Source organism: Streptomyces sp. NPDC037054 (assembly GCF_055606745.1).
In genome coordinates this window covers 699,947-712,486 of sequence record NZ_JBVJSJ010000002.1, presented here as the reverse complement: position 1 = coordinate 712,486, position 12,540 = coordinate 699,947, and the positions used below count along the sequence as shown (strand labels likewise).

Annotated in this window: 13 protein-coding genes and 1 pseudogene; 8 read left to right on the top strand and 6 right to left on the bottom strand. The window is 72.4% G+C overall.

Annotation, left to right across the window (positions count from 1 at the left end; translation table 11 throughout):
- Positions 1-126 precede the first annotated feature (126 nt).
- Both ACZ7D7_RS08135 and ACZ7D7_RS08130 read right to left on the bottom strand, forming a co-directional pair.
- A complete protein-coding gene (locus tag ACZ7D7_RS08135; protein WP_470823107.1) occupies positions 127-594 on the bottom strand; it encodes an ATP-binding protein in 468 nt (155 codons plus the stop codon).
- A 212-nt stretch (positions 595-806) separates the two neighbouring features.
- Positions 807-998 (bottom strand): annotated as a pseudogene (locus tag ACZ7D7_RS08130) (type II toxin-antitoxin system RelE/ParE family toxin); the annotation flags it as partial.
- A gap of 216 nt (positions 999-1,214) precedes the next feature.
- On the opposite strand from ACZ7D7_RS08130, the gene ACZ7D7_RS08125 reads away from it, so the two are divergent.
- The 4 genes from ACZ7D7_RS08125 (at position 1,215) to ACZ7D7_RS08110 (ending at position 3,769) form a co-directional block, all read left to right on the top strand.
- Positions 1,215-2,165, top strand: a complete 951-nt coding sequence (locus ACZ7D7_RS08125; RefSeq protein WP_470823106.1) for a nucleotidyl transferase AbiEii/AbiGii toxin family protein — start codon at positions 1,215-1,217, stop codon at positions 2,163-2,165.
- Between the two features lie 122 nt (positions 2,166-2,287).
- On the top strand, positions 2,288-3,073 hold the full coding sequence (locus ACZ7D7_RS08120; RefSeq protein ID WP_470823220.1) for a helix-turn-helix domain-containing protein: 786 nt from the start codon (positions 2,288-2,290) through the stop codon (positions 3,071-3,073).
- Positions 3,070-3,270, top strand: coding sequence for a DUF397 domain-containing protein (locus tag ACZ7D7_RS08115; RefSeq protein WP_470823105.1), 201 nt, complete (start codon positions 3,070-3,072; stop codon positions 3,268-3,270). Before ACZ7D7_RS08120 ends, ACZ7D7_RS08115 begins: the two co-directional genes overlap by 4 nt.
- Positions 3,271-3,295: 25 nt before the next feature.
- Positions 3,296-3,769 (top strand): carboxymuconolactone decarboxylase family protein, encoded by a 474-nt coding sequence (locus tag ACZ7D7_RS08110; RefSeq protein WP_470823104.1) that lies wholly within the window; start codon positions 3,296-3,298, stop codon positions 3,767-3,769.
- 67 nt (positions 3,770-3,836) lie between these two features.
- On the opposite strand, the gene ACZ7D7_RS08105 is transcribed toward ACZ7D7_RS08110, so the two are convergent.
- From ACZ7D7_RS08105 to ACZ7D7_RS08090, 4 genes are read right to left on the bottom strand one after another with little or no spacing between them, the layout of a single operon-like run.
- Positions 3,837-5,054 carry a hypothetical protein gene (locus tag ACZ7D7_RS08105; protein WP_470823103.1) on the bottom strand — a complete coding sequence of 406 codons (1,218 nt, stop codon included), beginning with the start codon at positions 5,052-5,054 and terminating at the stop codon, positions 3,837-3,839.
- The gene (locus tag ACZ7D7_RS08100) at positions 5,051-6,046 is read right to left on the bottom strand and encodes a dolichyl-phosphate beta-glucosyltransferase (RefSeq protein WP_470823219.1); all 996 of its coding nucleotides are present in this window, start codon (positions 6,044-6,046) and stop codon (positions 5,051-5,053) included. The genes ACZ7D7_RS08105 and ACZ7D7_RS08100 overlap by 4 nt, the downstream gene beginning before the upstream one ends.
- A gap of 8 nt (positions 6,047-6,054) precedes the next feature.
- Positions 6,055-6,612, bottom strand: coding sequence for a hypothetical protein (locus tag ACZ7D7_RS08095; RefSeq protein WP_470823102.1), 558 nt, complete (start codon positions 6,610-6,612; stop codon positions 6,055-6,057).
- A 10-nt stretch (positions 6,613-6,622) separates the two neighbouring features.
- Positions 6,623-7,129 carry a SigE family RNA polymerase sigma factor gene (locus ACZ7D7_RS08090; RefSeq protein ID WP_470823101.1) on the bottom strand — a complete coding sequence of 169 codons (507 nt, stop codon included), beginning with the start codon at positions 7,127-7,129 and terminating at the stop codon, positions 6,623-6,625.
- 240 nt (positions 7,130-7,369) lie between these two features.
- On the opposite strand from ACZ7D7_RS08090, the gene ACZ7D7_RS08085 reads away from it, so the two are divergent.
- From ACZ7D7_RS08085 to ACZ7D7_RS08070, 4 genes are all read left to right on the top strand, one after another.
- Complete coding sequence (locus ACZ7D7_RS08085) at positions 7,370-10,012, top strand: beta-galactosidase (protein WP_470823100.1); 2,643 nt, start codon at positions 7,370-7,372, stop codon at positions 10,010-10,012.
- A gap of 21 nt (positions 10,013-10,033) precedes the next feature.
- A complete protein-coding gene (locus ACZ7D7_RS08080) occupies positions 10,034-10,471 on the top strand; it encodes a VOC family protein (RefSeq protein ID WP_470823099.1) in 438 nt (145 codons plus the stop codon).
- 22 nt (positions 10,472-10,493) lie between these two features.
- Positions 10,494-11,495, top strand: coding sequence for an ArsR/SmtB family transcription factor (locus ACZ7D7_RS08075; RefSeq protein ID WP_470823098.1), 1,002 nt, complete (start codon positions 10,494-10,496; stop codon positions 11,493-11,495).
- 157 nt (positions 11,496-11,652) lie between these two features.
- Complete coding sequence (locus ACZ7D7_RS08070) at positions 11,653-12,540, top strand: hypothetical protein (protein ID WP_470823097.1); 888 nt, start codon at positions 11,653-11,655, stop codon at positions 12,538-12,540.

Below are 12,540 nucleotides of genomic sequence, written 5' to 3'. Positions count from 1 at the left end.
GTGATCGCGCGTTCGCAATTTCGAACGCCGGTCGCATGTTCGGACACGGCATTGGGACGGGACCGTAGAATCGAACGCGTTGCGCGTCAATGGTTCGCGCAGAACCGAACTCCGGCCGCGCCCCCGTCACTTGGGCGACTCCACCGATTCGGCCAGGTCGATCTCGGCCCGCACGGTCTTGCCGGGCGGCTCCCGGTCCACCACGTCCCACCGGTCGGCCACGGCATCGACGATCAGCAGCCCACGCCCGGATTCGGCCAGCGGATGGGCCTCGGCCACGTCACCCGGCCCCGGCGGCCGGGGCGGCCCACTGTGGGTGTCCCGCACCTCGATCCGGACACTCCCGGTGACCAGCGAGAGCCGCAACTCGAAGTCCCGCCCGGGCACGCGCCCGTGGGTCACGGCGTTGGCGGCCAGCTCGGCGACGACGAGCGCCACGGCGTCGAAGACGTCGGCGCCGCGCGGGATGCCCCACGCCGCCAACTGCTCAAGCGCGAGCCGCCGCGCGAGCCGGGCACCGCGCGGTGTGGCGCTGAGTCGCTGGACGAACGTACGTACGGTGACCGGCAAGCGGGGGCCGGGTGGTGCAGTCATGCGGCCAATCTGCCGCCCGTACAGCCGACTTCACCAGGCAGAATGCGCGTACGACGGGGCCCGTACGCGACGAATGGTTTCCCCGCCGGGAACCCTCAGGCGACGTCGTCGTGCGGGGTGAGATTGATGGTCAGGTCGGTCGTACTCAGGGCTGTCCTCAACGGCGTCGCCAAGGAGCTTGCGCCGACGGCGGGTCTTCCACTCGGCGTGGTTCATCGCGGTTCCTCCCTGACATCGCGGCTGTAGATCTCATGGTCCGCGGCCGGCTTGTGCTCGGCCTCACACAGCTGCTGGGCGGCATGGGCTCGGTCGACCTCGTCCGCCTCGCGCATCTTGGTCTTGCGGAAGACGGTGAGCAACACGACGCGGCGTCCGGGAGCAAGCCAGTAGGAGACGCGCTGCGCATTGAGTTCAGGTATCCAGAAGGGGTGCTTGTCGGTCGCGGTCAAAGTCCCCGATTCGCCCCGGTTGTCGCGCACCCCAATCTTCGCGGGGCCTGTCAGTGGGGGTAGGTAGGTTGGCCGGCAGGGAGCAGGCGGGTGGGGGCGGCTGTGAAGGATTTCGTGGGGCAGGTGGCCCGGCCCGGGGGCGGCGAGCGGTGGAGTGGCGCGCACCGGGCTGTGCTTGATCATCTGGTCGGGCTGGTCGCCGAGTCCCCGTTGGGTGATGTCCTCGTGCTGCGAGGGAGCATGGTGATGCCCGCCTGGGTGGGGGCCGAGGCGCGGGAGCCGGCCGATCTCGACTGGATCGTTCCCCCGCCCCTGCTCGTTCCCGTCGATCCCGGAGACCCGTATCCGTACGCGGAAGACGTGGATCTCGTACGGCAGTGGCCCGAGGCGGCCGACGGCGGCGACCCGTACGAGATCTGGAAGTTCGAGGACTTCGACACCCGGGGACTGCGGGCCGTGGCGCCGCCCGAAGGGCTGCACTGGGTCGCCGAGGCGGTACCGGAAGACCTGCCGCCGCACGAAGCCCTGCTCGGCCTGGTGCGTGAGTGCCCGACGGCCGCGCCGGGGGTGGTCCTGGACGCGAGTGCCGCCCGGGAGGACGGCACCTGGACCTATGCGGAGTACGACACCCCGGGTATCCGCCTGATCATCCCCTGGCAGGCCGAAGGCCTCCCGCCCGGCGCAGTGCGGCTCGACTTCGCCCGTGACGAGTGGCTCCCCGAGCCCCCCGTGTGGACGGCGATACCCCGCGCTGACGGCGCCGCGCCGACCGTCCTGCGCACCGCGAGCCGTGAACTGTCGCTCGCGTGGAAGCTGCTGTGGCTGCACACCGACTGCGTGACCGAGGGCCGGGCGCGGGCCAAGGACCTCTACGACGCCGTACTCCTCGCGGAGGCCGACGCCACGCGGATGTCCCCGCGGCTGCTGCACAAGGTGTTCCGTCGTGCGCCGGGAGACACGGCGGCCTCGGACGCCCTGCGTCCGGACACGGTCGCGCGGTGGTCTGTGGACTGGGACGACTTCCGCGCGGAGCACGCCCGGGTACGGGGTACTGCCCACGAGTGGCTTGCGCGGCTGAACCGGGCGCTGGGAGACATCTCGCCGACTGCCGTTCGTCCCTGACCCGCGTACTCCGCGAACTGTACGCGGTCACTCGCTGGACGGTACGTGTCACCGTGAGTGACCATGATCCCGGGAGGTGACCGCTTGTGGTCGAACTGGGTGGGCCCGACACGTCGGACAGCATGCGTACCTTCGGGGCCGTCGTCCAAGGGCTGCGTGAGCACGCCGGGTTGAGCCGGGAGGCGTTCGGCGAACTGGTGAATTTCTCCAAACACACCGTGGCGTCCGTCGAGTTGGGCCGCCGCATGCCGGACCCGTCCTTCGTGGAACGCGCCGAGGAGGTTTTCGGCAACACCGGTGCGTTACGCCGTGCGGCGGGCTGTCTCGTACGGAAGCCCGGCCTCGCGGCCTGGTTCCGGCGGTGGGCGCGGCTGGAGGAGGTCGCGGTCAGTCTCTACACGTACGAATGCCGGTTGATTCCCGGGTTGTTGCAGACCGAGGCCTACGCCCGTCAGTTGTTCGTGGATGAACTGCCGCCGCTGAGCGACGAGCAGATCGACGCCCAGTGGACAGCTCGCGCCGAGCGTCAGCGCCTGTTGCGGGAGCGGCCGAACACCGCGTTCAGCTTTCTGCTGGAGGAGCAGCTCTTTCTGCGGCGGACGGGCGGGGCCGAGGTGATGCGTGGGCTCATCGATCACCTGCTGGGGATCGCTCGGCTTCGGAACGTCGAGATTCAGATCATGCCGCTGGTACGGGAGTCCCACGCCGGCCTGCACGGGTCGATACAGCTGCTGGAGACACCGGAGAACGAGTGGTGCGCTTACGTCGAAGCGCCGGAAACGGGCCAGTTGATCACAGACTCAAAGGTGGTGAGCGTCCTTCAGCAACGCTATGCCAGGATGCGTTCGCAGGCTCTCACCCTCGATGATTCAGTGGGCCTGTTGGAGCGGATCCGAGGAGCGCTATGAGCAACGAACTGACCTGGTTCAAGTCGAGCTACAGCAGCAGCGGCTCCGGCGACTGCGTAGAGATAGCCACCGAACCCCACACCATCCACATCCGCGACTCGAAGGACACCCGCGGTCCGCAGCTGGCCGTGACTCCGGTCACATGGGCCCACTTCGTGTGTCACATTTCCGAGGGGCCCCGCGTCGTACGGGTGTAATCGCCCTGACGACGGAGGAGCCACCGTGGAAGCTCGTCTCAACCCCTTCACCAGTCAGCTCGCCGGCAAGGTCCTGAAGCACGTCAACGCGGCCGGGGCCGTGGTCTCGCAGTCGACGCTGCCTCACGCCACGCAGGAGTTGGTGAAGCTGCGGGCCAGCCAGATCAACGGCTGCGGGTTCTGCACCGACATGCACAGCAAGGACGCGGCGGCGGCCGGGGAGACGCCCGTGCGGCTCGCCCTGGTCGCGGCGTGGCGCGAGGCCACCGTGTTCACGGAGGCCGAGCGGGCCGCCCTGGAGCTGACCGAGCAGGGCACCCGTATCGCGGACGCGGCCGGTGGGGTCAGCGACGAGGCCTGGGAGAACGCCGCCAAGCACTACGACGAGGAACAGCTCGCCGCGCTGGTCTCCCTCATCGCGATCATCAACATGTACAACCGTTTCAACGTGATCGTCCAGCAGCCGGCGGGCAGTTACCAGCCCGGGCAGTTCGGCTGACGTCGGTCTCGCGTCCCCCGGCGGGGCCCGGCCTCGTCCTGTCGGGGGACGCCCCGTCCCGCCCCGCTTACGGGACGCCCAGTTCGAACAGCACGTATCCCGCGTACGAGCCCGACGCCACCGCCGCGATGCCCAGCATCGTCAGCAGCGTCGGCATGCCGACCGTGCGGAGCCGGACCGCGAGCGGGAGGAACAGCGGGAACGCCGGGAGCAGGTAGCGGGAGACGTTGGCGAAGATCTGCTGGTTGCCCAGGACCAGGACGACCGTGAGGACCGTGTAGACGGTCAGGACGGCCGGTGGGCGCAGCCGGAACAGCAGCGGGAGCAGCAGCGCCGTCAGCAGGACCACCGCCACCGACACCAACTCCGCGTGCGGGTAGGCGAAGAGGTGGTCGAAGCGGCCGACGGCCACTCCCGTGAGCACGTCGACGGTGTGCGCCCCGTAGTCGAAGGTGCGTGCCCAGGCGCCGCTCTGGAGCTTGAAGTAGCCGCCGAGGTCGCCCATTTCGTTGCCGACCCAGAGCAGGTAGCCGCCCAGTCCGAGGGGTGCGATCAGGATCGCGGTCCACGGGCGGGCGATGTCGTCGTGGCTGCGGTGGAGTCGGAGGAGCGCCGCCACGGTGAGCGCCGCGATCAACGCGACCGCCGTGGGGCGGTTGAGGCCCGCGGTGAAGGTGAGGACGCCTGCCCACAGCCAGCGGTCGGTCATCACCGCGTGGCAGGTCCATACGACGAGGGCGATGTAGAGGGACTCCGAGTAGACGGCCCACTCCATGCCCGAGCCGGGCCAGACGGCGAACAGTCCGGCCGCGGCCAGCCCGGCCCGCCTGCCGCCGAAGCGGACCGCGACGACGTAAATGCCGAGCGCGGCGGCGAACGACGCGACGACCGACACCAGCATGCCGGAGCCGTACAGGCCGAGGCCCGTCGTCTCGGAGACCAGGCGCATCGTCGCCGGGTAGAGCGGGAAGAACGCCGCCGAGTTGCCTTCGAGCGTGATCAGCCCCGTGGCGCCGGGGACCGGCACGAGCTTGGGGTCGTAGCCGTGGGCGGCGATCTGCTGGTACCACCAGCCGTCCCAGGTCGCCAGCACGTCCCAGGGGTGTTCGCCGCCTCCGTAGCGCACGTGCTTGTCGCGGAAGTCCCCGGCGGAGTCCAGCAGGTACATGAACACGGCGAAGCCGATGAGCTTCAGTGCGCCGTAGAGGGCCAGGACCGGGCCGTAGTGGGCGAGGACGGGGCCGTAGGCGCGCGCGGCCCTGCGCAGGAGGGTGTCGTCGTTCATGCGGCGGTGAGGGCGGCCAGCGAGGCGCTCGTGAGGGCCAGGCAGATCGCGAAGAGCAGGACTCCGCCGGCGCGGGGGCGGCCACGGGTGGTGAAGGGGAGCCTGCCGTGCGCGAGCGGGTGGGCGAGCGCGCACAGCAGCAGGGCGAGGGCGTTGGCGGCCTGCGGGCCCGCCCAGGGGCGCAGGGTCGCGTACAGGAGGGCGTAGCCCGCGAGCAGGGCGGCCGCCGCGGCGGTGCGGCGCAGCAGGCGGGTGCGGCCGATCCTGGCGATGCCGCGCAGGTCGGCCAGGGCGGTGGGCAGGATGTCGACGCGGCTGTCGGGGTCGTCGGTCCAGTCCACCGGCACCTCGTGGATGCGCAGTCCGGCGCGCTCGGCGAGCACGAGCAGTTCGGTGTCGAAGAACCAGCCCGAGTCCTGTACCTGGGGCAGCAGGCGTTCGGCGACGTCACGCCGCACCGCCTTGAAGCCGCACTGCGCGTCGGTGAACCCGACGGCGAGGGTGGAGCGCAACAGGACGTTGTAGCAGCGGGAGATGACCTCGCGCTTGGTGCCGCGCACCACCCGGGCGCCCGGGGCGAGGCGGGTGCCTATGGCGATGTCGGAGTGCCCGGAGACCAGCGGGGCGACCAGGGGCAGCAGGGCCGTCAGGTCGGTCGACAGGTCGACGTCCAGGTAGGCGAGGACCGGTGCGCGCGAGCGGGACCACGCCGTGTGCAGGGCCCTGCCGCGGCCCTTCTCGGCCAGCCGCAGCCATTGCGTGTACGGGAGTTCGGCGGCGAGCCGGGCCGCGATGCGCGGGGTCGCGTCGGTGCTGGCGTTGTCCGCGACGGTGATGCGGAAGGGGTACGGGAAGGTCTCGCGGAGGTGGGCGTGGAGTCGCCGCACGCCGCGCTCCAGGTCCGCCTCCTCGTTGAAGACGGGGACGACCACGTCGAGGACGGGCTCGGGGTGGTGCGCCGGCACCGGTGTGCGCAGCGGCGGTCGGTCCATAGATGTGGTCACGTTCTGTCCATGGGCAGGGAGGACGGTTCCGTCGAGGCCGGGGCCGTCGTGGCGGGCGGGGCCGGGGTCGTCGGGTCGCCGGGCCCGTCGTCCGCCGTGGTGGTCGGTGCGGGGGCTCCGCGGGTCGGCGGCGGGGTGGAGACCGACGCGGGCGGGGTGTCCGTCTCCTCCGACGTGGCGGGCGGGGGCGAGGACGTCCCTGCGGTGTCCGAGGGGGCGGCGGTGGGCGTGGGGCTCGGGGGCGGCGGCTCCGGGGTCGTCGTGGGTGTCGTGGTGGGCGGGGGCGTGGGTGTCCTGGTCGGGGACACCGGGCTGACCGCGGGCCGGGGCAGGGGGCCCTGCGGCCGGTCGTCGAGGCCGTCGCGGGGCAGCAGGGCGAAGACGACGCCGAACCCGGCGACGGTCAGGACGGAGCCGACGGCCTTCTGCAGCGCGCGGACCCGGCGCCGGGCGCGCACCCGTGCCGTGAGCCGGTTTCGGTGGTGCGGCTCGAAGGGCACGGGTTCCTGGGCGTCGCGCATCATCCGCGCCAACTCCCGCTCGAACTGATCCATCAACTCCCCTTCACCCCACCGGCTCGATGACGTCGGCCAGCAGCCGGCGCAGCCGCGCCACGCCGCGCGACGCGTGGGAGCGGGCCGTGCCCACCGGGCACCCCAGCACCTCGGCGACCTGCTTCTCGGACAGGTCCTGGTAGTAGCGCAGCACCACCGCGGCCCGCTGCCGGGGCGGCAGTTGGGCCAGCGCCGCCTCCAGCCGCGAGCGCTCCGCGACGGAGGCGGACACGTCGTCCGCCTCCGGCCGGTCGGGCAGTTCCTCCACCGGGCGCTCGCCCCACCACAGCCGCCGCGCGGAACGCGCCGCCGCCCGCACCAGGACCTTGCGCACGTACGCCTCCGGGGCCTCCTCCGCGATCTTCGGCCAGGCGAACCAGAGTTTGACCAGGGCCTCCTGAAGCAGGTCCTCGGCGCGGTGCCGGTCGCCTCCGACGAGCAGCCGGGCGAGGTGGAACAACGCCGACCAGCGGGCCGCCACGAACCCGTCGAACCCCTCGGCCCGCCCCTGCTCCATCCGCACCGCCCCGTTCCGGCCAACCTCCTGCACCCGGAGATAAGACAGTGGACCCCGCGCTTCTATGCACTTCTCCGCTGTGATCCCCGTCACCGCCTCGCTCGCCCCTGGGATGAGCCCCGCTCCCCCCCCTCAGATGAGCATCGGGCGGGCCGTCCGTAGAGAATGGCCCGCACGCACGGGTGCGCGCGGGCGGCCCGGCGGCAGACGCACGACCCAGCACCACAGGAGGGCGCTCCCTTGGAGCTCAGCAGACGGACGTTCAGTGCGCTGGCCGGCACGGCGGTGCTCGGCCTGGCACTGACCGGCAGCGCCATGGAGGTACCCGGCTCGCGCAGGTCGGACCGAGTGGCCACGGGCCCCGCGCCGCAGCCCCCGTCGGCGGACGGCAGGCCGCACGACATAGACGTCGACCGGTACTCGCTCGTGGTCGACGGCAGACGTCTCGTGCTGTGGGCCGGCGAGCTGAGTCCGTTCCGGCTGCCCAGCCCGTCGCTGTGGCGGGACCTCCTGCAGAAGATGCGCGCCCACGGCTACAACGCGGTGAGCGTGCGCGTCCCCTGGAACTTCCACGCGTTCGGGCCCGGCCGCCACGACTTCACCGGGCCCCGCGACCTGGACCTGTTCCTGCGCCTGGCGACCGAGGCCCGGCTGTACGTGCTGCTGCGGCGCGGCCCCTCGATCGGCGCGGACGTGGACGCGGGCGGGCTGCCCGGCTGGCTGACCGGGCGGGCGCACGGCGACGACCCGGCCTACCGGCGGCACGTCGACGACTGGCTCGCCGCCGTGGACCGCGTCGCCGTCCGGCACCTGTACGCCAAGGGGCGCGGGACGCTGCTGCCGTACTGGGTCACGGACGTGGTGCGCGAGACGCGCAGCGGCCTGCCCGACCCGTGGGGCGGGCCGGGGTACGCGGCGCTGCGGCGCTCGCACGACGCCGCCCACGAACGGCGCACTCTGCTCGCCGCGTTGGGCGGCGGGCCCGCCCTGTACGGTGCCCGGCCCGCGTTCGGCGGCACGTCGTGGGGCTGGCTGCCGGCGTCGGACCTGTACACGTCGTACGACTGCGCGGCGCCCTTCGACGAGGCCCGCAACGCCACGCCGAAGCTCGCCGCGTCGCACCAACTCGGCCAGCTGCTGCGGACGGTGCCCGACCTGGCGCGCCTGGACCGGGCGGCCCGCGTCCGCGCCTCCGACGAGCGGCTGGCCGTGTCGCACTACGCGAACCCCGACACCGGCGCCCACTTCTACGTCCTGCGCAACGACTCCGCCGAGCCGGTCACCGCGAAGCTGCGCCGCACGCCCGTCGACGTCCCGGTCACCGTCCCGGCCCGCGACGCGAAACTGATCGCGGCCGGACTGCGGCTGGCCGGGCGGACGTTCACGTACTGCACGTCGCAGCCCATGCTGGCGGGCACCTACGGCGGCATGGACGTCGTCGTGTTCACCGGCCGGCACCGCGAGATGACGCAGGTCGTCGTGGAGTACCCGGAGGAGCCGGTGCCGACCCGGCTGGACGCGGAAGCCGCCTGGGCGTTCAGCCGGGGCCGGCTGCACGTGACGGTGCCGCTCGGCGTGGGCGGCCTGAGCCGGGTGCGGATCGACGGCGGCGGCCACGACCGGCCGCTGCTGCTGGTGTTCGCCGACGACGCGGCGTCGCTGCGCCTGTGGCCGTACGAGACGGCGAACGGTCCGGTCCTGGTGTACGGGCCGGCGCTGCTGCGGAAGGCGTCCGTACGGGACGGGGTGGTGCGGCTGACCGGCGACACCACCGCCGAGACCGGCCTGGAGGTGTGGGGGCCGCGCGGGACCGGCGAGGTCCGCTGGAACGGCCGCCCGGTGCCGACCATGGTCAACGGCGCCGACTGCCTGGTCGCCAAGAGCCCCCTGCCGGGCCCGGCCCGGCCCGCGCTGCCCGCGCTCGACGGCTGGCGGCGCCGCGCGGAGAACCCCGAGTCCGACCCCGGCTTCGACGACAAGGCCTGGCGGGTCGCCGACCGGAAGACGTCCGGCAGTACGACGCCCGTGCCCGACGGGCAGCCGGTGCTGTTCGCCGACGACTACGGCTTCCCGTACGGCGACGTCTGGTACCGGGGCCGCTACACGGGCGGCGCGGGTGTGACGGCCGTGTCCCTGGCCTACCGCACCGGCACGCAGGGCCTGTTGATGGCGTGGCTCGACGGCCGGCCGCTGGGCACGCACCGCATGCCGGTGCCGGACCGCGACTCGCCCGGCACCTGGGCGGCCACGGCCCGCTTCGAGGTGCCGGCCGAGTCCCGCACCGCCGGCCCGCACGTGCTGTCCGTGCTCGTGCGGCCCATGCAGCACGACCGGGACGGCACCGCGGCGCGCGGCCTGACCGGCGTCGCCTTCGAGGGCGGCCCCGTGGACGTGACCTGGCGGCTGCAGGGCGCGACGGAACCCGACCCGGTGCGCGGGCCGCTGAACAACGGCGGCCTGTACGGCGAACGGCACGGCTGGCACCTGCCCGGCCACGACGACGCCGGCTGGGAGAAGGCCGAACTGCCCCGCGCCGACCGGCGGCAGGGCGTGACCTGGTACCGGACCCGCTTCCGGCTGGACGTCCCCGAGGGCGTCGACGCGTCGGTCGGGCTCACCCTCGACGACGACAGGTCCCGCGCCTGGCGCGCCCAGATCTTCCTCAACGGCTGGAACCTCGGCCAGTACGTCAACGACGTGGGCCCGCAGCACTCCTTCGTACTTCCGAACGGAATCCTGCGCCCCCGCGGCGGCAACACCCTCGCCCTCGCGGTGCTGTCCGACGGCACGACCCCGGCCGGTCCGCGGGACGTGCGGCTGACCCTGCTGGGCTGCGCGGCCGGAGGAGTACCGGTGGTCCCGGTGGACTCCCCCGGCCGCTGAGCGGCGCATAGCCTGCCCGGCATGACCATCAAACTGGAGAACGTCGGCATCGCCGTCCGCGACCTCGAAGCGACGATCGCCTTCTTCACCGACCTCGGTCTCACGGTCGTCGGCCGTGACACGGTCAGCGGTGAGTGGACCGACACGGCCGTCGGCCTCGACGGCAACCACGCCAGGATCGCGATGCTCCAGACGCCGGACGGCCACGGCCGCCTCGAACTCTTCGAGTACATCCACCCCGAGGCGATCGAGACGGAGCCCACCCGGCCCCACGAGATCGGCATGCACCGCGTCGCCTTCTCCGTCGACGACCTCGACGAAGCCCTGGAGACAGCCGCCCGGCACGGCTGCCACCCCCTGCGCGGAGTGGCGACGTACCAGGACCTCTACAAACTCACGTACCTGCGCGGGCCGAGCGGCATCCTGGTGATGCTGGCAGAGGAGTTGAAAAGGGACTGACACACCATCACGGGGGTAGCACATGGCATTCCGCATTCACTTCACGCCCGACGACCTGTTACGGGTGTCGCTCGGTGACGGGCCGGATCTCCTGCACGAGACGGTGATCAGCCTGCGGATCCTGCAACAGCGCAGCCCAGGGCCCGGTTTGCGACCTTGGCAGAACTGGGCCCGACAGCAAGTGCCGCCCTCGGTGGGCCTCCTGCGGTCGCTGATGCCCCCCAAGGGTTTCTGTCCGGACTTCCTCACCCCGCTGGTCGCCAGCGACTTCGACACCGGCCTGGACGCCCTGCTGCACACGCCGAAGGCCTTCCTGCGCGGCGACTTGGAGGCGTTCGTCCGCATCAACGGCCGACGTCTCCCGGCCTGGGCGGAGGATCTCGCCGACGGCTCCCCCCGGGCGCTGGAGGCCGTGGGCCAGGCGGTGCGCGACTGGCACCAGGCGGTGATCGCCCCCGTGCGCCCGCACCTTCAGGCCGAGACCGAGGCCGCCCGCGCGTCGGCGGCCCGCACGTTGCTGGCCGGGGGACTGGACGCGATGCTCTCACGGCTGCACCCCACCATCCGCTGGTCGTCTCCCGTACTCGAGATGGAGTCCTCCAGCTTCGACGTGGACATCCCTCTCAAGGGCCGGGGCCTGCGCCTGCTCCCTTCCTACTTCTGCGGCAGCAGGCCCCTTCTCCTCATGACCTCCGAGCCGCCCGTCGTGGTGTACCCCGTCCCCCACGACACCGTCTGGCTCCCCGAACCCGACGGCGGCACGGTGTCCCGGCCCGACGCCCTGGAGTCCCTCCTCGGCCGCAGCCGCGCCGACGTGCTGCGCCTGATCACCGAGGGGCACGGCGTCACCACCGGCGAACTCGCGCGGCGCACCGGGATATCCGCCGCCACCGTCTCCCACCACACCACCGTGCTGCGCGACGCCGGGCTGATCACGACCCACCGCTCCGGCCCGCACGCCCACCACCTGCCCACCCCGCTGGGGCTGGAGATGACCCGGCCGGGCCGCCCCTCCCGCCCCTGACCGGCACTCTTCGAGCAGGGTCGAAGCGCCTGGCTCCCGGCCCCCGTACCCCACAGCATGGAACGCGAGCGGGAGGACGCAACGCCCGCACTGACCAGGGGGAACGGGGGGAGACGGCGTGCGTCGTCATCGGGGTCGCCGGCGGATCGTGCCGGCAGTGATCAGCGTGGTGACCGTACTGTCGGTGGCCTCCTGCGACGCACGCCCGTCCGAGGCGCGAGCGGACCCGGCCTCCGCACCGGCGCCGCTCACCGAGCGGGAGAAGGACCTCCTGCACGACGCCGAACAGCGGCTCACCCGTGCCTGCATGACGGCCCGTGGTTTCCGCATGTGGCCGGTGCCGCGCCGGCCGCTGCCCGAGGACCGGGACTTCCCCTACGTGATCGACGACGCCCGGTGGGCCGCCCGCCACGGGTACGGCAGCGGCCTCCGGGCACGACGAGAGGAGATACGCGCGAACGACCCCAACCGGCGCTACTTCGACCGGTTGGGTCCGGCCGACTGGCAGCGGGCCCTCGCCGCCTACCACGGTGACGCGTCCGCCGACCGGCTGGAGGTGCGGGACCCGAACGGCGTGACCGTCGGCCGCATCGCCGACGGCTGCACCGCCGAGGCCGAGGAACGCCTCTACGGCGACCTGTCCGCCTGGTTCCGCGCCGACGTGATCACCGGGGCGCTCCCGGCGCTGCGGCAACGACAGGTCACGGCGGACGACGCGTTCAAGGCGGCGGTGAAGAAGTGGTCCGCCTGCATGCGGCAACGGGGACTGACGTACCGCGATCCGTACGAGGCGCGGGCGTCGTTCCTCGGCACCGCGGCGAAGCAGTCCACGAGCCGTCGCCGGCAGGAGGTGCGCACGGCGGTCGCCGAGGCCGAGTGCGCCCGCGACTCCGGCCTCACCGCCACCGCCCGACGCCTCGACCGGCGCGAAGACGCACGACTGCGGGACCAGTACGGGGATGCGGTGCGCACGCGGCTCCGCATGGAACGCGCCGCCCTGTCCCGGGCCCGCGACGTCCTGACCGACCAATCAACAAAGGAGTGA

Excerpts from the sequence above, each read along its gene's own strand:
- ACZ7D7_RS08135 (WP_470823107.1), bottom strand. The coding sequence starts at position 594 with ATGACTGCACCACCCGGCCCCCGCTTGCCGGTCACCGTACGTACGTTC.
- ACZ7D7_RS08120 (WP_470823220.1), top strand. The coding sequence starts at position 2,288 with ATGCGTACCTTCGGGGCCGTCGTCCAAGGGCTGCGTGAGCACGCCGGG.
- ACZ7D7_RS08115 (WP_470823105.1), top strand. The coding sequence starts at position 3,070 with ATGAGCAACGAACTGACCTGGTTCAAGTCGAGCTACAGCAGCAGCGGC.
- ACZ7D7_RS08105 (WP_470823103.1), bottom strand. The coding sequence starts at position 5,054 with ATGAACGACGACACCCTCCTGCGCAGGGCCGCGCGCGCCTACGGCCCC.
- ACZ7D7_RS08100 (WP_470823219.1), bottom strand. The coding sequence starts at position 6,046 with ATGGACCGACCGCCGCTGCGCACACCGGTGCCGGCGCACCACCCCGAG.
- ACZ7D7_RS08095 (WP_470823102.1), bottom strand. The coding sequence starts at position 6,612 with ATGGATCAGTTCGAGCGGGAGTTGGCGCGGATGATGCGCGACGCCCAG.
- ACZ7D7_RS08090 (WP_470823101.1), bottom strand. The coding sequence starts at position 7,129 with ATGGAGCAGGGGCGGGCCGAGGGGTTCGACGGGTTCGTGGCGGCCCGC.
- ACZ7D7_RS08080 (WP_470823099.1), top strand. The coding sequence starts at position 10,034 with ATGACCATCAAACTGGAGAACGTCGGCATCGCCGTCCGCGACCTCGAA.
- ACZ7D7_RS08075 (WP_470823098.1), top strand. The coding sequence starts at position 10,494 with ATGGCATTCCGCATTCACTTCACGCCCGACGACCTGTTACGGGTGTCG.